18 protein-coding genes are annotated in these 22081 nt (G+C 39.3%); 13 read left to right on the top strand and 5 right to left on the bottom strand.

The features are described 5' to 3' along the window. The first annotated feature begins 156 nt into the window (after positions 1–156). From A6049_RS17965 to A6049_RS17950, 4 genes are all read left to right on the top strand, one after another. A complete protein-coding gene (locus A6049_RS17965; protein WP_063565990.1) occupies positions 157–3294 on the top strand; it encodes a DUF3427 domain-containing protein in 3138 nt (1045 codons plus the stop codon). Between the two features lie 161 nt (positions 3295–3455). After that, positions 3456–6023 (top strand): hypothetical protein, encoded by a 2568-nt coding sequence (locus tag A6049_RS17960; RefSeq protein ID WP_063565989.1) that lies wholly within the window; start codon positions 3456–3458, stop codon positions 6021–6023. Positions 6024–6042: 19 nt separating this feature from the next. Further along, positions 6043–6504, top strand: a complete 462-nt coding sequence (locus A6049_RS17955) for a hypothetical protein (RefSeq protein WP_063565988.1) — start codon at positions 6043–6045, stop codon at positions 6502–6504. Between the two features lie 11 nt (positions 6505–6515). Then, positions 6516–7250 (top strand): restriction endonuclease, encoded by a 735-nt coding sequence (locus A6049_RS17950; RefSeq protein WP_063565987.1) that lies wholly within the window; start codon positions 6516–6518, stop codon positions 7248–7250. A gap of 59 nt (positions 7251–7309) precedes the next feature. Here the strand turns inward: A6049_RS17950 and A6049_RS17945 are convergent, their stop codons facing one another. Further along, positions 7310–7669, bottom strand: coding sequence for a helix-turn-helix domain-containing protein (locus A6049_RS17945; RefSeq protein ID WP_063565986.1), 360 nt, complete (start codon positions 7667–7669; stop codon positions 7310–7312). Between the two features lie 144 nt (positions 7670–7813). Here A6049_RS17945 and A6049_RS17940 point away from each other — a divergent pair, with 144 nt between their 5' ends. The 5 genes from A6049_RS17940 (at position 7814) to A6049_RS17920 (ending at position 15720) form a co-directional block, all read left to right on the top strand. After that, complete coding sequence (locus tag A6049_RS17940; RefSeq protein WP_063565985.1) at positions 7814–8335, top strand: hypothetical protein; 522 nt, start codon at positions 7814–7816, stop codon at positions 8333–8335. A gap of 709 nt (positions 8336–9044) precedes the next feature. Then, entirely contained in the window at positions 9045–12089 is a 3045-nt protein-coding gene (locus A6049_RS17935; protein ID WP_063565984.1) for a DEAD/DEAH box helicase family protein, read from the top strand. Then, positions 12089–13732, top strand: a complete 1644-nt coding sequence (locus A6049_RS17930) for an HsdM family class I SAM-dependent methyltransferase (RefSeq protein ID WP_063565983.1) — start codon at positions 12089–12091, stop codon at positions 13730–13732. The genes A6049_RS17935 and A6049_RS17930 overlap by 1 nt, the downstream gene beginning before the upstream one ends. Beyond that, positions 13722–15011 (top strand): restriction endonuclease subunit S, encoded by a 1290-nt coding sequence (locus A6049_RS17925; protein WP_063565982.1) that lies wholly within the window; start codon positions 13722–13724, stop codon positions 15009–15011. Before A6049_RS17930 ends, A6049_RS17925 begins: the two co-directional genes overlap by 11 nt. Before the next feature lie 382 nt (positions 15012–15393). Continuing rightward, the gene (locus A6049_RS17920) at positions 15394–15720 is read left to right on the top strand and encodes a nucleoside triphosphate pyrophosphohydrolase (RefSeq protein ID WP_063565981.1); all 327 of its coding nucleotides are present in this window, start codon (positions 15394–15396) and stop codon (positions 15718–15720) included. 65 nt (positions 15721–15785) lie between these two features. Here A6049_RS17920 and A6049_RS17915 read toward each other — a convergent pair whose 3' ends face one another. The 4 genes from A6049_RS17915 to A6049_RS17900 form a co-directional block, all read right to left on the bottom strand. Beyond that, positions 15786–16457 carry a metal-dependent hydrolase gene (locus A6049_RS17915; RefSeq protein ID WP_063565980.1) on the bottom strand — a complete coding sequence of 224 codons (672 nt, stop codon included), beginning with the start codon at positions 16455–16457 and terminating at the stop codon, positions 15786–15788. A 68-nt stretch (positions 16458–16525) separates the two neighbouring features. Beyond that, positions 16526–17293, bottom strand: coding sequence for a MerR family transcriptional regulator (locus tag A6049_RS17910; RefSeq protein ID WP_063565979.1), 768 nt, complete (start codon positions 17291–17293; stop codon positions 16526–16528). Continuing rightward, positions 17268–18194: a DUF2268 domain-containing putative Zn-dependent protease gene (locus tag A6049_RS17905; RefSeq protein ID WP_063565978.1), complete on the bottom strand. Its 927-nt coding sequence runs from the start codon at positions 18192–18194 to the stop codon at positions 17268–17270. Before A6049_RS17905 ends, A6049_RS17910 begins: the two co-directional genes overlap by 26 nt. A gap of 202 nt (positions 18195–18396) precedes the next feature. Continuing rightward, positions 18397–18861, bottom strand: coding sequence for a hypothetical protein (locus A6049_RS17900; RefSeq protein ID WP_063565977.1), 465 nt, complete (start codon positions 18859–18861; stop codon positions 18397–18399). A 135-nt stretch (positions 18862–18996) separates the two neighbouring features. On the opposite strand from A6049_RS17900, the gene A6049_RS17895 reads away from it, so the two are divergent. The 4 genes from A6049_RS17895 to A6049_RS17880 all read left to right on the top strand — a co-directional run bounded on the left by A6049_RS17895 (position 18997) and on the right by A6049_RS17880 (position 21991). Continuing rightward, on the top strand, positions 18997–19452 hold the full coding sequence (locus A6049_RS17895; RefSeq protein ID WP_063565976.1) for a hypothetical protein: 456 nt from the start codon (positions 18997–18999) through the stop codon (positions 19450–19452). Between the two features lie 113 nt (positions 19453–19565). Further along, a complete protein-coding gene (locus A6049_RS33310; protein ID WP_161490611.1) occupies positions 19566–19736 on the top strand; it encodes a hypothetical protein in 171 nt (56 codons plus the stop codon). Positions 19737–19761: 25 nt separating this feature from the next. Next, positions 19762–20529 (top strand): hypothetical protein, encoded by a 768-nt coding sequence (locus tag A6049_RS17885; protein WP_240321481.1) that lies wholly within the window; start codon positions 19762–19764, stop codon positions 20527–20529. Between the two features lie 163 nt (positions 20530–20692). Then, entirely contained in the window at positions 20693–21991 is a 1299-nt protein-coding gene (locus tag A6049_RS17880) for a galactokinase (RefSeq protein WP_063565974.1), read from the top strand. Positions 21992–22081 lie beyond the last annotated feature (90 nt).

The raw sequence follows: 22081 nt of genomic DNA, 5'->3' as shown, positions 1-22081 counted from the left end.
GGGAGAACTCCTTTTTTGTATCAAAACAACTAATGGAATTTTCCCCATGCTGGACGATAATATAGTAGAAGGAATACTTAGTTACACCAATTATTTAGCTAACGATATACATAGAGAACTATCCACAACCATCCTACACCCACACGAGGTACATTCATGAAACAAGGCATATATGAACAGCTTATCAACACCATCACCAGACAGGAGATTTCGGCGCTGGACCCGGCTGTGTATAACATTGGGACCGAGAAGCTGGATGCAGAGGAAGCACGTAAGCTGCTGGCTACATATTTGGCGGCCGTGACCCGGCGAGCGCTCAAGATTGTACGGGAACAGACAGAAGATAAGACAGCAGTGTTGGCGCAGATTCGAACGTGTAATGAGATTATTGCTACCCTGAAAGGCACACTGGGGGAAGAAGAATACAACGAATTACAACTGGATGAGCAGGGGGAAGTGCTGACCCATGTGTACTCCAAGCTGAACAGCATTCGAGCGGTTCGGGATAGCAAAATCGTTCGTCCTGATACGCCAATCTCCCAAAGTTCATTATTCACAGGCGCGAAGTCCGAACCGAGTATGTTACTGGAGCTGCAAAAGGAGATCGTGACCGCCGATCGGATCGATTGGCTGGTATCATTTATCAAATTCAGCGGGCTTCGCCTGCTTCTGGAACAGCTTCAGCAATTTACAGCTGGCGGCGGGAAGCTGCGGATCATCACAACCACCTATATGGAGGCAACCGACCTCAAGGCTATTACCGAACTTAGCAAATTATCTAACACCGAAATCCAGATTTCCTATGATACCAAAGTGACTCGGCTGCACGCCAAAACGTACATTTTCCACCGTGATACTGGATTCACGACAGCCTATGTCGGCTCCTCTAACCTGTCCAACCCGGCGCTGACCAGTGGTATGGAGTGGAACCTCAAGGTGACGGAGAAGGATTCACTCGATGTGCTGCGCAAGATTGAAGCGACCTTCGAGAGTTACTGGAATGACCGCGAATTTACGCGGTATATGGCTGAGGATGAAGGACATGAGGCACAGCTGAAGGCGGCTCTGAATCGTAAAAAAGATCAGTCCAACTACTTTCACCTCGACATCCAGCCTTATGATTATCAGAAAGAAGTGCTGGAGCAGCTGGACGCCGAGCGTACGCTGTATGGACGAACCCGCAACCTGATCGTTGCCGCCACAGGCGTTGGCAAAACGGTCATCTCTGCCTTCGACTATAAGAGATTCCGTGCGAGCCATGCGGGAGCCAAGTTGCTTTTTGTCGCCCATCGGGAAGAAATCTTAAAGCAAAGCCGTGACACGTTCCGGTATATCCTGAAGAATATGAATTTTGGCGAGCTGCATGTCGGGAATCACCGAGCAGAGGCGCTGGATCACTTGTTTGTCAGCATACAGAGCCTTAACGCTATGAAGCTGACGGAGATCACCAGCCCTGATTATTACGATTACATCATTGTGGATGAATTCCACCATGCCGCTGCTCCTTCGTACCAGAAGCTGTTATCCCATTATGAACCTAAGATTTTGCTAGGACTCACTGCAACGCCGGAACGGATGGATGGCAAAGACATTACCGCCTACTTCGATCATACGATTGCCGCCGAGATCCGTCTAACCGATGCAATTGACCGGAAGCTGCTGAGTCCTTTTCAATATTTTGGCGTTACCGATACTGTCGATCTATCTCAGGTGAAGTGGTCGCGTAAAGGCTATGACCTGAACGAACTGGAGAAGCTCTATACCCATAACAAAATCCGTGCCAACCAGATCATCCAAAGTCTGAACAAATACGTAACTGATCTGGACGATGTGAAGGGGCTTGGGTTCTGTGTTGGGGTGGATCATGCGATGTATATGGCAAAAATATTTAACGAAGTCGGCATTCCATCCATAGCCCTGCATGGCGGGTCGAGCGAACAGGAACGTCATTCTGCGAAAGGACAGCTGGTGAACGGGGAACTGCGCATGATCTTTGTCGTTGATCTGTACAATGAGGGCGTGGATATCCCTGAGGTGAACACCATCCTGTTCCTGCGTCCTACCGAGAGTCTGACCGTATTCTTGCAACAGTTGGGACGTGGACTGCGGATGGCGGAGGGCAAAGAGTGCCTGACCGTGCTCGACTTCATTGGGCAAGCGCACCAGGAGTACAGGTTCCAAGATAAATTCCGCGCCCTGATCGGCGCCACCAAACATTCCATCTCGTACTACGTCGAGAACGGCTTTTCGAACCTGCCTCGCGGCACGTTCATTCAGTTGGAAAAGCAAGCGAAGGAATACATCATGCGCAACCTCAAGCAGATGAGTCGTAATCGCAGAGCGTTGATCCAGAAGCTGCAAACGTTCCAGCAAGACACCGGACTGCCGCTGACCTTGGCTCATTTTGTAGAGCATCACGGGATGACACTCTATGAATTCTATGGTGGACGTACGGGGAGAAGGTATTTCCGCGGTATGTTAGCCGAAGCTGGATTAACTGAACCCATTGAAGATGAACACGAGGAGTACATCCGCAGACTGCCGTCCGTGCTGACGATTAATTCTCGATGCTGGCTGACTTTCCTGATCGACTATATTGATAAAGGTAAAGAAGCGACTACCACTGATGAACGGCGCATGTTGATCATGTTCTACTACACCTTCCATCGGGCTGCACCTGAGAAATTAGGGTTGAGCAGCATCAAAGAGGGGGTGCAGCGTGTGCTGTCTTGTGAGGCATTCCGAGCAGAGCTTGTGGATATTTTTAAATATAATTTGGCTCATCTGCGATTTGTGGATAAAAGTAATTCGTTCCCGTACACTTGTCCACTGGATATCCACTGTATGTACTCCATCGACCAAGTGCTGGCCGCCTTCGGTTACTGGAATGCCCAGCATTCACCCACCTTCCGTGAAGGGGTTAAGTATTTTGCAGACGAACAGACGGATATTTTCTTCATTACACTGAACAAATCGGACAAAGACTTCTCACCATCTACGCTGTATGAGGACTATGCAATTAACGAGCTTCTATTCCACTGGCAGACACAGAGCCGGGTGTCGGAGCATACGGCTACCGCGCAGCGGTATATCCATCATCGGGAGACGGGCAACCGGATCGTACTGTTCGTGCGGGAGTATAAGGAGGAGCATGGCTATACGTCTCCATTTGTCTTTCTGGGCGAAGCGGACTATGTGAGTAATGAGGGGAACAAACCGATGAGTTTTGTTTGGCGGTTAAGGGAAGAGATGCCTGCGAAGATGGTGACGGTGGCGAATAAGTGTATTGTTTGAGTATGAAATCATTGGACCTGCTATGTAAAGCAGGTTTATTTGTTTAATTATGTATTTAATTGTGGAATTAAGTGGTTTTTTATTGGATAATGATTCTATAAGCCTATTTTTATAATGTAAAATAATCAATTTGAACTACTTATTTTAGAAGGAGTGACCTTATGACTTTAAATAGGGAGTATATAGATAAGACTGATTCAAAATTTTGGCGTGAGATTGGAGTCAAATTTGATGCTTTTAATGAGCTGACTGATGCCAGATTAGATAACGAATTATTAGTGATTCTGAGCACATTAAGTTTAGAGGCTTTAATTGAGCTTGGTACGCTTTTCAAAATAGATAATGATTTAAATGGAAAGGGTGAAATTCAAGATTCTTTTAAATCTATTACTAAAGAACAGAAGTTGCAAATATTATTATGCCGAGATTTTCAGTTGAGAAAAAAGAAAACATTAAGAAACTTTTATGATGATAGGTTTCATAAGTCGGAAACTAAATTCATTCATACAATTTCTCAAGTTATTCATCTTTTTAATGAGAGTCAGACTAATCTTATTGAAGTTTTAGCATGGCATTTATGGGACAACAAAGGATCAGATGAACAATTTACGATGAGTGGAAAGATAACAATGGAGCAAGCTCTCAAGGTACCTAGAGAGGGGAAAGATAAATTAGTTGATTCATTGTATAAGAAAACTGGTCGCAAAAATAATTACAAGGTGCATTCTTACGCAACGCTACGAAATGAAAATTTGTTAGTAGTTCTGTATAGGCAAATAAATGATGCACCAAGACCAGATTTTGAGGAAGCTATTCGGAACAAAGAAGTGGCACCAGTTCTATTTACAATTAATATTTCAGATGGGACTATTCAGGTTAAATCAAGTACTAAGTTGGAAAAGGAAGCAATAAAAGAGTATGTGTCAGATGCATTTGATTGCAAACTCACATTAGTTTCCAACGAATTATTTACTGAGTATAGCCCTGAGAAGATTAAGGCAGCGATAATTCACGGTACTCCTGTTTCTGATGTTGATTCTATCATAAAGATTCATAAAATAAGTTTTCGAGGGAGTCAATTAAAGAATTCTCCTAATTTGACGTTAGGTTTAAAAAATATCGAAATATGGCCTTCTGTACAGCATGCTTATGAAAAAGGAATAATTGAGATGGAGAGCTTGAAAGACATTTCTTCTCTGCATCTAACGTATGGTGACGTTAATAGAACAATTAGAACCGTAATGAAAGATGATGGGAATATCATTTTTTTAATGGATGATAGCGGAATTGCTAATCATACAAAATTGTCAATCGATTCAGAATTTAAATATAGATTTGGCTTTCCACTTAACACGGTAATCTCTAATGAGAAATTTGACGATGGAAAAGTAGATAAAGTGGATTTGATCATGAGTAAGATCAGTACAGATGATTTTTATACGGATGAAACCAAACAGTTATACAGACATCTCATAGATGAAAATATTTTAAATTCAGTCAACAGAAGAGAGATTTCATGTGGGACTTGCGGGTATAAAGAGGTTTTTGAACAATCGAGTAGTATCCCAACAGAATGTCCTGAGGAATGTGGCACTGCCTTGAGAGAAAAAATGTTAGAGAACTATTCTGTCAATAAGAAAGAGGTCTACAGTTATATAAAGAGGACTTTGAAATCTTTAACTGATTGGAGTGTACTTCAAGATAGCGAACTCAGTCTTTATGACGAAAAATATAAGTTTATAAACCTTTCTAATCAAACGAGTAATAAGAAGCTCCAAGTGATTGTTGCAGAAAATAGTTTACCTAGTCGGGTCATTCGTAGAATCGAAAAAATGCTTACTCCTACTATTATTATTTTTATAGGGGAACAAGAAAAAAATATCGAAAATTATAATACTAATTGCATTTATCCAGTAACATTTGGTAATATATATATAAAACAGGAACGTGAGTTCTCTTTTTTAGTTGATAAAATTCATGATTTGTTAGATCGTAGAACAAAGACTTTTCTATCTGATGCTGCAAATAAAGCCCTTGAATCTATTATGAAGACAGCAGGAACAGTTGATATCGACAAAAAATATAAGGATAAAGAGTTTGAAGATGATGTATTTGCTATCCTTAAAGATATGTTCTCAAATTGTGAAAAATGGGGAAAAGAGATGAGTGGAAAGGCGGTTCCGGAAGGGATTTTTGCAATGTCCTGGACGAGAACCGATGGTAATAATACTGATGTTGAAAGTTATGTTTTCTCCTACGATTGTAAACTAACTAAAAAAGAGAAGGGCTACGATTTAGGGAAGGATGAGCAAAGAAAAGCGCTAGATTATGTTGTAGATTTAAATAGAAACAGTTTTGTTAATCGTTTTAGTAGAAGAAATCAGCTATCAGCTCATATTTTTATTTCTAATAGATTTGACGAAAATAATTTTAGCACTATGCAAGAGCATTTTTATAAAATGCTAGGTAATGACTATGACACAAGACCTATCTTTTTAGATTCAGAAACGCTTGTGCACATGTATAATCTGTATTTAGAAAATTTTGAAGTAATACGTGATTCACCTAATGTTTTTAAAAAGAATCTGTTTAAACTGTTTACTTCTGACGGTTGTCAGTTAACGGTTGATGATATAAACAAAAGTTTTAATAAAATATTAAAAAGAGAACAGGCTGAAATTAATGTTTTGTCAACGGATCTAGTAAGAGAGGAAATTTTAGATATCTAAGATTGCGAGGGAGGAGCTTATGTTTAATAGGGGTTACTCCGAATCATTAAATACAGTTGAAAATAGTGCAGTCAGCTCTTATGTTGATATTTTTATGAATGATCTAAAGAGAAATATTTTAAGTTTATATAACCCTGAGTTTGAAATCTTTAAATATGATACTTATTATAGTTATGTATTTCATGATGCAAATATAATTATTTTAGAGAATAATAGTGGTAATATTACAAATATAAGCATTACTAATTATAATGATTTCATACCTATAATATTATTTGAGAACTTCAAGGAATTAAAGAATTTACCAGTCAGGCTGGAGCGTTTAAAAAAACTTGGACATGAGAGATTCAGAAATGAAATTAAAGACAATTTGATGTATCAAAGGATACAGCAAAACGAAAAAACATGCACAGCTCTATGGTTAGATTATGGAATAGAATTTGTGATAGGTGATTCACTACAGTTACTTCAGAAGGAGTAGAAGCAACATACATGAATTCAATAATATTTTTTATTGTAGGAATATTCTGTCTAGCAGTTATTGCTGGGTTATTACAACCTTCTAAAAAGAAAAAAACTAGAAGATCTAAAAGAACTAAGAATCCAGCTATTAAGAAATCTGCGAGTACTGGATTTAATCGTCCCTTTTCTACATGCAGATCTGACGAAATAATTCTAACTTTACCATTAGATAAAATGACGGGAGCAGAGTTCGAGCGACTATTGACACTTTATTTTAGAGACAATGGCTACACGGTAAAAGAAGTTGGCGTTGGAGGTAGGGATGGTGGAGTAGATTTGGTTATCACTGATAAGCATGGCGAAAAAACCGCGGTTCAGGCAAAATGCTATGCTGATCATAATAAGGTGCAGGTAATGACTGTTCGTGAGCTGGTAGGTGCGAAAAGGAATCATGACTGTATTTTGTCTCTGATCGTGACGACATCTGATCTTACGGGTCCAGCAAGAAAAGAAGCTGATCAATTCAAAGTGGATTATTGGCATGGTGGTTTAGTAGACAGTAAGCTACGCAGTTGGGGGAAATGGAAGCCTATCAATAGAAAAGTAAAAACTACTACGACCAAGAAAGAGCAATCTTTATCTAAAACTGTATCTAATATCAAGTGCAGTTGTGGTGCTGCAATGGTTAAACGTAAGAATAAAGCTGGGGCGGAATTTTGGGGATGTAGCAGCTACCCTACTTGTAGAAAAACGAAAGCTATCTGAGTAATTAAAAATGACGAAAAAAACAAAGGCAAAGCAACTAGTTAAACAGTTGCTTTGCCTTATTTTTGATTTGTTCCGTAACTCTTTAGTATCTCTTTTAGAATGTTCCTGGATAATTGAATATTATCTAAAGATGCATCTCTCAACATGTCCACTATTTCTTGAATCATAATATCCGTGTCGGTCAATTCAATTTCATCATTCACATAAGCAAAAAGTTGAGAAACGTTTACATCCAACGCCTCTGCAATTTTACCAAGATTAATTAATGAAACGTTTTTCTCTCCGCGTTCAACTTGTCCAATGTATGTAAAATGGAATCCACCTTTTTCTCCAAGTGCCTCCTGTGATAGTCCTTTATCTTTCCTTAAAACTTTAATTCGAGCACCGACTAGTTTTAGAATTTTTCTATCTTCCACACTATGCACCCCCTATATGTAAAAGTGTAGACAAGATTTTAGGGGTTAAACACGACCATTTGGGTATTATAATATTAGAAAATTATATCTTTGAGTATTTAATTTGCTGTATAATACTGGTATTAACTCTTTGGAGGGATGACAATGACAAGAAACTGGTCCATTACCGAAGCGCATTGTAATCAACCAGTAGACTTTACCTCAAGTTCGCAAGACCGCGATATCTCCATACAACCTCAGTGCAGGTACACGCTTGCTTACCATAAGTTACAGACTACAATTATGGACTATCACCAACATGCTCAGTATCACATCAAACTTGCTGCTATCATGTGTAGTCACAATCAGTTCAAAGTCTGCCTTATTCTTTGCGATTTGGCTCTAGCTTCAATGATTAAGGCGCTTTATATCCATAAGTATCATTCAACGCACCCACCCAAGGAACTCACCATGAACGAAATCTTGCCTCTAGTGCATACGGACACTGAACCCGGATTGGATATTGCCTTGTTTATCGGGACGATGCAGCATATGTCATCTTTAGAGGATTGTCCATATGATCAGCCACTAAAACTGAAAAACATCGAAAAGCTTATTCAACGAACGGAAGAGATATTGGACGAGTTATCCGCACGTTTGATGAATGAGTCCCGCAAGTTACTTTGATCCTAATTGTCAAAAGTATGACGAATACGGATATGGAACCGAGCCGTATAGGGAAATGATCTCATTCCCTTTAGGCGCTGCGAACCTTTCGATCGGGAGGTTCTTTCCACAGCATATGGGACCTGGGGAGTACGTTGATAGGAATATAGTTATTTTGATAAAGGAAAAAGTAGGAGATTGGAAGGGTGTGTGTACATCAAGCTTTTGCTAACATGGTAAAATCCTATTTCAAATCGCGGAGAATGTTAAGAGTACAATTAAAGTGACACCAGGCAATTTTTGCATGTGTCCAGGCACATCGAGCAAGTAGTTTCATTCGAAGGCTTATCTTACAGGCTTCACAGTGGCATATGTCTGCTCGTCAGCCTATGCAACTCTGCGCTCACCAGTGGTATGGAATTGAATCTGATGGTGACGGAAAAGCTCTCCGTGAAACATGATATTTCTTATAATAAGAATAATCTCGTTTATGAAGTGAGTTGTTTCAACCAATACTACTTAATTAGCCCATCTTGTACGGCAGATGTCGAATAATTGTTGAGGATATCATTAGGCCGCCTTTTAGGGATTTTATAGTAATACTGAAAATGATGAAACAAGCCGAATTAAAAATACTTATTAGGAATACTGAGGAAATATGTTGTGTCTTTCCTGCGACGTAGATGATATCTTAGTAATATGTTACCATCGAGCGAAAGGAGCAATGTGAATGGGAAATCTACATAATGAAGACTCGCGCGTGAAAATTCCTGCTTTAGTTCATTTTACTCGGCTTGGATATGATTATATATCTCTTAAGAACTATATCGGTAAGATTGATGTAGATACCAATATTTTTGTTGATACTTTTTGTGATGCACTTAATCGGATTAATGGAACCACTCTTTCTGTTTCGGATGTAAACAAGATTATTGAGGATATAAAAATCTCTCTATCTAATGACGATCTTGGCAGAGGGTTCTATTCTATGCTTCTTTCCGGATATAATGGATTAAAACTGGTGGATTTTGACTCAGCTAATGGTATAGGCAATACCTATCAAATAGTAACAGAGCTTACATACAAAAATGGAAGCGAGGAATTTCGCCCCGATATAACTGTATTAATAAATGGAATGCCTCTAGCTTTTGTCGAAGTTAAGAAACCAAATAATAAGAATGGTATTCAAGCAGAATACACTCGTATTAACAATCGCTTCAGAAATAAAAAGTTCAAACGCTTTGTAAATATCACTCAACTCATGGTTTTTTCCAATAACAGCGAATATGACGATAATGAGGAAGTACCTTTAGAAGGCGCGTTTTATGCCGCAAGTAGCTATAAAAGGCTGTTTTTTAGTCATTTTAGAGAAGAAGATGAGGATATCTTTAAAAAAATTAAACCCATAGATTCTATGAAGGAAACCTTCATACTTAAGGATACAAATCTCATATCAATCAAGCATACGCCGGAATATGCAACTAACCTTTCCTTTGTTTCACCAACTAATAGAATTATTACGTCTCTGTTTTCACATGTGCGAATTTCGATGATATTAAAATATGCCGTAGCCTATGTGGAAAAAACAAATGAAGCAGGCATAACAACACTTGAGAAACATTTGATGCGATATCCACAGATTTTTGCAACCATGGCAATTGAAGAAAAGCTGAATTCCGGTGTGAAGAATGGTATCATTTGGCATACCCAAGGGAGTGGTAAAACTGCACTGGCTTATTATAATGTCCGATATATAAAAGATTATTATCAAAGTAAGGGTATCATAGCTAAGTTTTATTTTGTAGTTGACAGACTTGATTTGCTTGCTCAAGCAGCAGATGAATTTCGTGCTAGAGGACTTTTTGTAGAAGAAGTTGATTCCAAAGCGAATTTTATCAAAAATATCAGTACAATAGGAACAAAGAACAATAAAGGTCTAGATACCATAACGGTACTAAATATACAAAAGTTTTCGAAGGAATCAATAGCAGAAGCATCACATTACAATGTGAATGTTCAAAGAATTTACTTCCTTGATGAAGCACACAGAAGTTATAAACCAACAGGCTCTTTTCTAACTAATTTAATTGCTTCAGATCGCGATTCTGTTATGATCGCTCTTACAGGCACTCCGTTAATAGGTACAATTTATGATGAAATAGGTATGCCAATTAAAGGAAAGAGTTACGATTCAAAAGATGTCTTTGGTGCGTACATCCATAAATACTATTATAACCGTTCCATCGCAGACCGATATACTCTAAGACTAATTCGAGAGGGTGTAGCTACAACATACAGGAAGAAATTGCAGCTAGCATTAGATGAAATTGAAACTATAAAAGGTTCAATTTCAAAGGAAAATTTATATGCTCATCCGAAGTATGTATCTGCCCTTGTGGAATATATAGTTACAGATTTCACCATGAGTAAAATTTCGTATAACGATGATACAATTGGTGGTATGATTATTTGTGACTCATCTGAGCAGGCAAGAGCTGTATTTGAAGAGATGAAGAATTCTATATTTACATCAGCACTTATTCTTCATGATGAGGATGATAAAGATACGCGTAAACAATATCGCAACGATTTTAAAAAAGGGAAAATTAATTTTCTTATTGTATACAATATGCTTCTAACGGGCTTTGACGCACCACGTTTGAAAAAGTTGTACCTTGGACGTGTTATTAAAGACCATTCTTTGTTGCAGGCACTGACCCGTGTCAATCGTCCATATCAGAATTTTCGCTATGGGTATGTGGTAGATTTTGCAGATATACGTGCAGAATTTGATAAGACCAACAAGGCATACTTTGATGAATTACAGGCAGAACTCGGCGATGAGTTCAAACAGTATGATAATATATTTAAATCTCAAGAAGAGATTCAGATGGATTTACAGATGATTGCAGATAAATTATTTCTTTTTGATACATCAAATGCAGAAGTTTTTTCACAGCAGATATCTGCTCTCGATGACAAGGCGGTTCTGATTGATATTCGTTATACATTAGAACTATATAAGGAACTATATAATATAGCCAAACTGTTTGATTATGAGGAGCTTTCTGACAAATTTGAATTATATAATATCAGTTCCCTCTATAATGAGGTAAACAACCGTATAAATATGATTAATCTCAAGCAGAATTATCAAAATGCGGAAGATATGAGTGCCATTCTGAATGTGGCATTGGACGAGATTGACTTTCAGTTCAAAAAGATCTCAGAAAATGAACTTGTAATTGCAGATAAATTTAAAGATACTCTTGAACGTACACGTCGTGAAATGCAGCGTAATCTTGATCCTAAAGACCCGGAGTATGTTACGTTGTTGAAGGAACTCCAAAGACTGCTGAGTAAAAAGCACATAGAAGAACTTAGTGCTGAAGAAATGACGGGAAATATAGCTGAATTCGACCGTGTCCGAAAGGTAGCAGCACAGAAAAATCTAGCAGATCAGATGCTTACTGCAAAGTATAAAAATGACCCAAAATTTATGAGGACACATAAAAGATTAAAAGAAACATCACCTCCTCTTGCATCTGATATTGTTCTACACAAAATGTTGCTCTCACTTAAACATCAAATAGATGAACGTATCCTTGCCAATGAGAGGCTGTTAAACAATGAACCTTATTTCAGGCAAGATTTGTTCCCATTAATAAAACAAGAATTTAGTGCACACGGCGTATCTTTTAATGCTTCACTGATTAAATATGTTGGAAGCTGCATATTAAATGAATACTTCACCGAGAGGAACTGGGCAAGCTAATGCAGGTATCAGATATATCAACACAAACCAAAAAAATGATCGATGACCTCAAGGCTATTTGTACAAACTTCGGTCTTGGGAATGCAAGTAGTGAGTATAAAATTATTACAGAAGTTTTTCTGTATAAATTTCTCAATGATAAGTTTATCTATGAAGCAAGACAGGTTGTTCCACGGTTATCAATGATGACAACCGTAGAAGCAGAAGCTGCTATGAACGAGATGTCAGATGAAGATTATGAATTAATGCTTATGGATTTTGGCGGGGGTACGGCAAAACTGAAAAAGGAGCATTATATCTCTTATTTATTCAACAGAAAGAATCAAAATGATTTTCATACATTGTTTGATGAAACTCTCATTGATATAGCAAATTTTAACATAGATATATTTTCAGTGCAGACTGGTGGCCAATCCAAAATACGTCTGTTTGACGCATTATCGCAGTTTGTTATCGAACAGGAAAAGAAAGACAGCTTCTGCCGTGCTTTGATTGATAAGCTTGTGGATTGTAGCTTTGATAGTGTTTTTGATCAGAAATATGATTTCTTTGCCACAATTTTTGAGTATCTTATTAAGGACTATAATAAGGATTTTGGCAAGTACGCAGAATATTATACACCGTATTCTATTGCAAGCATTATAGCCAAGATCATGGTTCTAAAAGAGACTAGGAACATAACAGTTTATGACCCGGCAGCAGGATCAGGAACACTGGTATTGGCACTAGCTCATGAAATTGGAGAAGACAACTGTGCTATTTACACTCAGGATATATCCCAAAAATCCAATGAATTTCTAAGGTTAAACTTGATTCTTAATAATCTTGTTCACTCCTTACCTAATGTGGTACATGAGGATACTCTGCTTAATCCAAGGCATTTGAACGAGAGAAAAGATGGCCTAATGACGTTTGATTATATTGTCTCTAATCCACCTTTCAATACCGATTTTTCTGAGAACCGGGATACATTTGCAGGGGAAAAGTATCTTAAACGCTTTTTTGCCGGAGTGCCTAATATTCCTAATAAGAACAAAAGTGGAATGGCAATTTATCTTATGTTTCTACAGCATATCATCTATTCGTTGGATAAAAATAAGGGTAAAGCAGCAGTTGTTGTACCAACAGGATTTTTAACTGCTGGGTCGGGCATACAAAAGAAAATTCGTGAAAAACTTGTGAAGGAAAAAATGTTGCGTGGTGTAATATCCATGCCTTCTAATATATTTGCAACAACAGGTACAAATGTATCTATCCTATTTATGGACCGTGAGAACAAAGAGGGCAAGGTTGTTTTGATGGATGCTTCCAAAATGGGAACAAAAATAAAAGAAGATGGAAAAAACCAAAAGACTGTTTTAAGTGCGGATGAAATCAGTAAAATCATTGATACCTTTAACTCAGCTAAGGGTAAAGAGAATTTCTGTGTAGCGGTGGAATATAAGGATATTGAAGAGAAGAAGTTTTCCTTTTCAGCAGGTCAGTATTTTGATGTGAAAATAGATTACGTGGAAATAACGCAGAAAGAATTTGAGAATAAGATGGAAAGTTTCAAGTCGAGACTTGAAACTTTGTTTTCTGATGAGCAGGAGTTGAAAGAGGAGATAAAGGAGCAACTAGGGCGGGTTAAGTATGAATACTAAATTAAAACAGTATAAGATGGGTGAATTTTTAGCTGTTAAGCACGGGTTCCCATTTTCAGGTGAATTTTTCGCTTCAAGTGGGAAGTATGTTATTTTAACGCCAGGCAATTTTTTTGAGAAAGGGAGCTTTAAGAAATCTTTAGGTAAGGAAAAATATTTCACCTCTAATTTTCCAAATGAATATTTGTGCTCTGCGGGTGACCTTATAGTAGCCATGACTGAGCAAGCGGAAGGCTTGCTTGGTAGCACAGCTCTCATTCCTGAGAGTGGTAATTATCTTCACAATCAGCGAATAGGACTCATTACTTGTGACGAGAATATTGTAGATAAGTTGTATGTATACTACTTATTTATGACCTATTCTGTGAGAAAACAAATACGAGACACAGCTTCTGGAACAAAAGTTAAACACACTTCACCAGAACGTATTTATGATGTTAAAGTTTTTATTCCAGATAAAGATGTGCAAAAGAAAGCTGTAAATCTATTAAGGTCTATAGATAGTAAAATCGAACTTAACAACCGCATAATTGCTGAATTGGAAGAAATGTCTAAGACTATTTATGATTATTGGTTTGTACAGTTCGATTTTCCAGATGAAAAAGGTAAACCATATCGTTCTTCAGGTGGAGAAATGGTCTGGAAGGAGAAGCTGAAAAGGAAAATACCGGTAGGGTGGGAAATTAGCCACTTACCAGAGCATTGTGAAGTAATCGATTGTTTACATTCGGCGAAACCCCCACTAGAGTTTGAAGCAGATCAATACTATTTGTTACAGTTAGAAAATCTTGTTGAACATGGGCTTATTGATTTAAGCAACAAGTATTATGTTTCCAAAGAAAAGTACAAATTATGGACATCTCGCATCGAAGTCAGTGAAGGGGATTTAGTTATCACCAATGCTGGGCGTGTAGGTTCAGTTGCTCGCATTCCTGCGAACCTAAAGGCAGGAATAGGCAGAAATATGACCGCAATACGTCCACGAAAAATCCCGCCCTTATTTTTGAATTACTTTATTAATGGTAGTGATGTGGCGGCACAAATAAAAACAAATACTGATTCAGGCTCGTTCTTTGGAAGTCTTAATGTACGTGGAATCAAAGAACTCTGTGTTACACTGCCGCCTGATAACAAACGATGGATCTTAACAAAATTTGAAGAACTTGTATCTCCTTTTAGAAACAAAATAGAATTATGTGCTAATGAAAACCAAGAACTCGTAAAACTTCGTGACTGGCTATTACCTATGCTGATGAACGGGCAAATTACCGTGAAATAAAAAAATCCGAAAATATCTGTGAGGAAGGCGAAGTACCTATGCCATTTTTTGAAAGACGGTACACCTAGTGAATTTTTTCAAAAGTTAACAAGTATACAAATAATGAAGTCGAAGTAACACAGCTGCACAGCAAATAAAGCATTGAGAACTTTGCTTTTATTGTTAGTGTGGCTTTTTTTGATGAAGAGAAGGTACTTCCGTTATGAAAAATTAATGTTTCTCTTAAGTTCATTAATACATAGTAGATACAATAATCCGCTTATTTTCTCAGTCACTTTTACAAAATCAACCCTCCCCTCCCCATAGCAATTTGTATAATAGCAAAAGGGAAATTTTAGATCGAGGCTCAAAGGATTTAACAGCAGAAAGGATGTTATACCACATGCCTACATATAACAAATTGGTGCGGGACAAGATTCCGCATATTATCACATCCAGTGGTAAGGAATGCCGCACACGTATTCTGGACCCGGAGGAGTATAAGCAAGAGTTAAGAACGAAGTTGCAAGAAGAATCGGGTGAGTACGTAAATGCAGCGAGTGATCAGGAAGCTTTGGAAGAACTAGCCGACATGCTGGAGGTCATCCGGGCGCTGGCGGAGGTTCATGATGCGAATGCGGCCCAGCTGGATAAGCTTCGGGCGGACAAAGCCGAGGCGCGCGGTGGATTCCAGGAACGGGTGTATCTGATCGATGTCGACGAAGCTTAACGTTAAACTCATTACAGATAACTTTACCGATGAATTGATCACCCGGATGCATCATGCGTCCGGGATTATTTTGTCACTGTGAAATAAATTCCCTTGCCGGAAATAATAGTGAATTCATCAATTCTTACATAATAGTTCCAGTGATATGGGGTGTTATCTGGATAAACAATAATATATTGTGGATCATTGAAGGAGTAACGTTGTTGCAAAGAGTAACTTATTATTGCATTAGAAATTCCTAAGCCTACAACAAATGAAGCCGCTAGTACTATTGAAACTATTGCAATGGGTTTAACCTTTTTATAAATTAATGTGATTGTAGTGGCGATGGTTAACAAAGCAGAAATGATGAGTTCATTATTTGATCCCAAGATCGCGAAATTCTGTTCTTGGTTCGTAAAAGGATAGAACAAATTAATTCCATTACCAAGAAGGTCTATAAGAAGATGCCCGATGAATAATGTGGCCATCGTACTTATCCATGCCCAGAAGAATCGAACGTTTAAGGTTTTATAGATGATCCAGCCATATGCAGCTCCAATTAAGGGAACCATAGCAAGAGAATGTAACAATATATCACCAAAGTACTTAGTGATGTCAGGAGTGATAGCAATAATACAACCCAAAACAATAGTAATTATATAGTCTTTAGTAAGAAATAACCGCTTATTTAGAAAAAGTAATAGAATCGTTCCGCCTGTAATCAAGTGTATAGCCATATGAAGAAACATTTGCATCAAGTTACCTCCTGAGCCTAGTTCATACATTTAATTCTTTTAGTGATGTTTTCTCACTTCACACAAAATCACTTTTCCCCACCCTCCACATAAACCATAATCGCTTGATACAAAAACCTCAAAAACCCCTCATCGCCAAATTGATCAAAATAACCCGCATAGCGACGATCCGTCGTATAGGTCTCCGCAATACATCTCAAAATCTCAGCATCACAACTCATAAACTGCTCCAGACAACTCTTCCATTCTCCCACTAACACTTGCACCTCACCAGAAGCAGGGGACAGATCCTGGTGCTTCGCCAACTCCCGAAATACCTGCTCCATGTTGACCGAGAACTGCTGGTAGGCTTTTTCTTGCTCTTCCGCAGACAGTTGGTTCACATTGGCTTCAAATTCCTGATATTTCTCGGTGTCTCCATATACAAACTTCGCCTCGGATTCATATTGTTCTTGAATGGACAGAATGGAAGAGTCGTCAAACAGATGAAGATGAGAGATAATCGTCCCATCCACATACTCGTCCAACTGATCGATGATGGTTTCGAGCTTTTGTTTGCGTTGAAAGAGTGTGCTGCGGTGCTTTTTTAGGATATCTTTCTGTTCTTCTTTGGAGAGTTGCATCATGGCTGCAATGTCTTTTAATGAGAAATTCATTTCTTTAAACAATAGAATCATCTGCAGATTCCCCAGTGCCTCTTGATCGTAATACCGATAGCCATTGTCCTCGACTTTACTCGGTTTCAATAGATCCGTTTTATCGTAATAATGTAATGCGCGTTTGGTGATGCCGGTAATCTGAATGATATCTTTAACGGTGAAATAGGGTGTCTTCATTCCAAAAGTCCTTTGTTTCAGCAAGGATGACACTTGCCGGAGTGATGGTTGCTTCGGTAATCGGTGTACCTGTTTTGTTCAGATAATATTGGATTAGGTGATAACCGCAGGCATAGCCAGCCGCATAGGGCATACCTACGGGCGTGAAGTTTTGCATGATGGAAAGTTCATCGCCGTATAGATAGGGATTAATCTGGTCAAAACCGGTGACATGCAGTTGGTCTTTTAATTTTGGTTTGATAACTTTATTCAAAGTCTCCATATCCGTTTTGGCTACCCAGGGGCCTAGCAACTCTTCTCCATACAGGGATGTCGCAAAGCTCTCGGCCAACCCCTCGCTAACAACCATTTCCCCAAGCGTAATCTGTGGATTCCACTGGATATATTGATACCTCACATTATGATTGCATTCATGGGCTAACACGGATTGGATACGAGGTAGAGTATATCTATTGGGGATCAGATTCGCAATAATATAACCCGGAATTCCACCATCTCCGCTGATGCCTTCGTTCATGGTGAGTGAAGGGCTGTTCTTATCGCCTAATAAAATCGTATATAGATATTCGGAGACCGATAGTTCAATTCCATGATCTGTAAACGTAGATAGACTCGTACAAACAGCTTCATGACACTGTTGCCAAAATGCTTCAGACGAGATCGCTGCTAACGATTCTTTAATCTCAGGTGTGATATCTGCGGGAGCGATATTCATAAAGTTATTCATCATGATCACGTCGAAGCCGTGAGGCTCATGAGAGCGAAACGGAATCTGTTGAATGTTCCATTTGTTCATGAATGGACTCATCATTCGCTCGCGGTATAACTCCAATTTGTCATCAGGTGCAGCCTTGATGATCTCTTTATAGATTTTATCTGAGCGTAACGCGGTAATCTTCATCATTAATCTCTCCTTTAGGTGAACTTGAGCCCATTATCAAGTATGACCTTACGTAACAGTCAAGGAGGAAGTTGCGATACGTTTAAGTGCATTAATCGATCCGATTCTGAGATAAGATGTAAAAAACTTTGGCTGCAATCCAGATATCTATGGAGAAAACAACCAAAGTTTTTGAACGTTTATAATCGCCTCACACACGTTATTATCCACGTTTCATTAATCCCCAAACCACATATATGAACAACGCTACCAATAGAAATGCAGGTACGAAGATAGGTTGTGCCAGGTTGCCAACGGACATTGACGTGACCTGTGAACCAACCAAACTGACCGCGCCAACCCCAACAAACAAAGCGACATTCCATAAGGCAAAAGGGAGTAATCTTTCTACATTTCTTCGGTACCGGGTAATCATCGTGATCATCACCAGTGTGAAGAGAACGAGGAACAGCGATTCAGTGATAGACGTCCCTTTTCCCAGCTGACTCATTGACTCGATCGCTTGGTCGCTTATGGAACCACCGGAAGTCCACTGTTGTGATTGAGCTATCCGATCCGATTCCAAGGAAACATAAATGCCATAAAATAAAATCATTAGTACGAGATACATAAGCATCGCTACGTTTATACGACGTTTATCTGGTTCTTTGTTTAAAATAACGTTCATAGATTCACCTCTTAACCTGAATAGTGGGTTATCTCATGAAAATAACATTGAAACCGATCTGACACCAAAAATGGATATCTTTGTAGTATAATCCATTTGGTTCTGGATCGAAACCATGCACGAAGGAGGAGTGCTATGAAAAAGAAAATGTTCTTTTTGCTACTAGTTATAGTACTCGTTACTTCAGCGGTAATTATGATATGGTTTTCTGGGTTAGAACCTTCCGCATATCAGGTGGAAAATGATAACGATACCAACTCTTCAGGCTTGTATAACAAGGCATCTTCATTACCCAATATCATTGAAATCATGAATGAAGAAGCAACCCTACAATTACCTCTTAACGACGTCCCAGAGTATAAGCGCTACCTGATGAACGAACAGGACTTCCAAACTGAAATAGATCGTACACAATTGGAGGTATTGGAGGTGCCTTCTTCGGAAACATATTCGATGCTGAAGTATGGCTGTGGAACCAAAGCCTGCTCTACCCTTTTGGTGAAAATTGATGGTAGAGAGACCCATAGCTTGCCGATGCCTGAGGGCATTTTACAAGATTATAAACTTCCTCTGACTATCAGCAGGTGTTAATTCGATATGCTTATGATGAAGGCGGTCTGGTTAAGAGACAAATCCTTGTTGCCGTGGATCTCAAAAAATTAGAAATCATCCCATATGCATCAACTGATTTGGAAGAAGCATTCATGTTGAAACCGACTTGGCCCATCATCTCTTATGAATGGATAGACAATAACCATTTCACGATTGAAACAGCAGCATTAGAAACAAGTGAATATAACGTACTTAAAGACTGGTTTGATTCCAATGATCGTGAAACGAGGAAGGTAACCATTCGGTTAAATTCATTGGATTAATTTTAGCTATTTAGATGAGAGGGGCATGGATTTGAAAAAAGAAATAGCTTCATTGATATTGTTGAGTGCAGTTCTTTTTGGAGGATGCCAATCAGATTCGTTAGTTTCTATACAGCAGGAACGGGTTGTGTCTCCCATCATGCAGGTAACTAAGAAGCCGAAACAAGAAACAAATTCAAAATTGAAATTAATCGGATCTTCTAAGGATGAACAAGTAAAACTTTATGCAATTAAAGAAACGAAAGATGCAATTGAAAGAGTAACTCTAGATATAAATGGGCGCGCAAAAGATTTTGATTGGAGCATTTCTCAACATTCGGGAACGGAGCCGCAGTTATTTTATACCGATCTTACCGGTGATGGTAAGGAAGAGGCTGTAATAATCATTCAGACTGGTCGAGGGACAGGCTTGGATAACTATGAAATTCATGTCGTTAACTCCGATAACTTATCTGAAATTAAAGTACAGCGTTATGAGGATATTGTTGCTGAGCATATTGAATCGCGTATATCTAAAAATGATGATGGTACATTAGCGATTACAGTGAATTCACAAGGGCAAGTAGGTAACTTCAATTATGATTTTGATCCAGCACCAGACTACCATCAAGATGAGCTTTCTTTCGGCGGTGTAGTTATTTATACATTGTATAATCACAAAATTAAATTAAGTCTTCCAGGCTCTATTGGTATATCTCCTACATATGTGTGTGACTTCAATATCACGTATACCTTCGATAAAGCCGACAATGAATTTATTGTTGATCAGATTGAAGTTAAACCTGTTAAATAAGATAAAATGTCTTCAAAAAACGCTTACAAACTTTCAATTCTACCCTACCTTTTCCGAAATGAAGCTGAGATAATGGGAGAGTAAACGGGCATGAGTCGTTTCCCATATTGTTCATCATCTACGTCAAAAAAATAAATGCTGCATATCCATAGGAGGATTATCAATGACTACACAACCACTGGAACTGATCCAGTCCACTTCAGGCCAAGCGCTGCTTGCCCAAATGTATGGTCAGCAGCAACTAGAAGAACAGACAGCACGTTATACAAAGCTCAATGAATCATTCGAACAGTATTTTGGCGTACAAGAGGGCAGCAAATTGTTCAGCGCGGCTGGACGTAGCGAAATTGGTGGCAACCACACGGATCATAATCATGGCAAGGTGCTCGCGGGAAGTATTACGCTGGATACGATAGCGGTGGCTGCGCCAACGACGGATTCGGTAATTACCTTTTATTCAGAAGGCTATGAACAGAAATATGTAATCGATCTCACAGATTTGGCACCGAAGGCTGAGGACGACGGCACTACGGCGTTGATCCGTGGTATGGCTGCGGGATTTGGGCAGTTCGGATACAAAGTGGGCGGCTTCCAGGCGTACATCTCCAGTAACGTGTTCTCGGCGTCCGGGCTGAGCTCGTCGGCATCGTTCGAGATGCTGATTTGTACGATTCTGAATCATTTCTACAATGATGGATCACTGGATGTGGTGGTTATGTCCAAGATTGGTCAGTATGCGGAGAACAACTATTGGAATAAACCATCCGGTCTGCTGGATCAGATGGCTTGTGCCTACGGTGGGCTGATTGCGATTGATTTTGAGAATCCGGCCGAGCCTGTAATTGAGCCTGTACAATGGGATTTCCAACAAAACGGCTACTCATTGGTCATTGTAAACACAGGTGGGAATCACGCGGATCTGACTGAGGACTATGCTGCAGTTCCTTATGAGATGAGAGCGGTTGCTAAAGCGCTGGGCAGCGAGTATGTCCGAGAAATTACGGCCGAGGCGATGTATGCCAATCTCAAACAGGTACGTGAAGCAGCGGGGGATCGTGCGGTACTGCGTGCGCTGCATTTCTTGGAGGAAAACAATCGGGTGGACGGTCAGGTACAGGCCTTACGGGATGGGCGTTTTGCTGATTTCCTGAATCTGATTACGGCATCCGGGAATTCTTCCTGGAAGTGGCTCCAGAATGTATACCAGAGCGGCTCGGTGAAGGAACAGGAGATTGGTATCGCACTGGCGTTAACTGAAAATTATCTGCAAAAGCTGGGGGATGGCGCTTGCCGTATACACGGCGGTGGATTTGCAGGGGTCATTCTGACGATTCTTCCCAACGAAAAGGTTGAGGATTATATGTCCTGGATGCACGGCATGTTGGATACGCCAATTATTGTGGTTAATGTACGTGCGCAGGGTGCGGTTTGTTTGAACACATTAATCGAAAACGTGGGTTAATCTTGTCGGTGTAACACACTGCGATGTTTAACCTGTATAGGTAGTATTAAACAGTACATTATAGCGGTTCTCCAACTTGACACTGGTCAT

This window comes from Paenibacillus sp. O199 (assembly GCF_001636635.1).
Lineage (GTDB): Bacteria > Bacillota > Bacilli > Paenibacillales > Paenibacillaceae > Paenibacillus > Paenibacillus marchantiae.
This window is presented reverse-complemented; position numbering and strand designations above follow the sequence as displayed.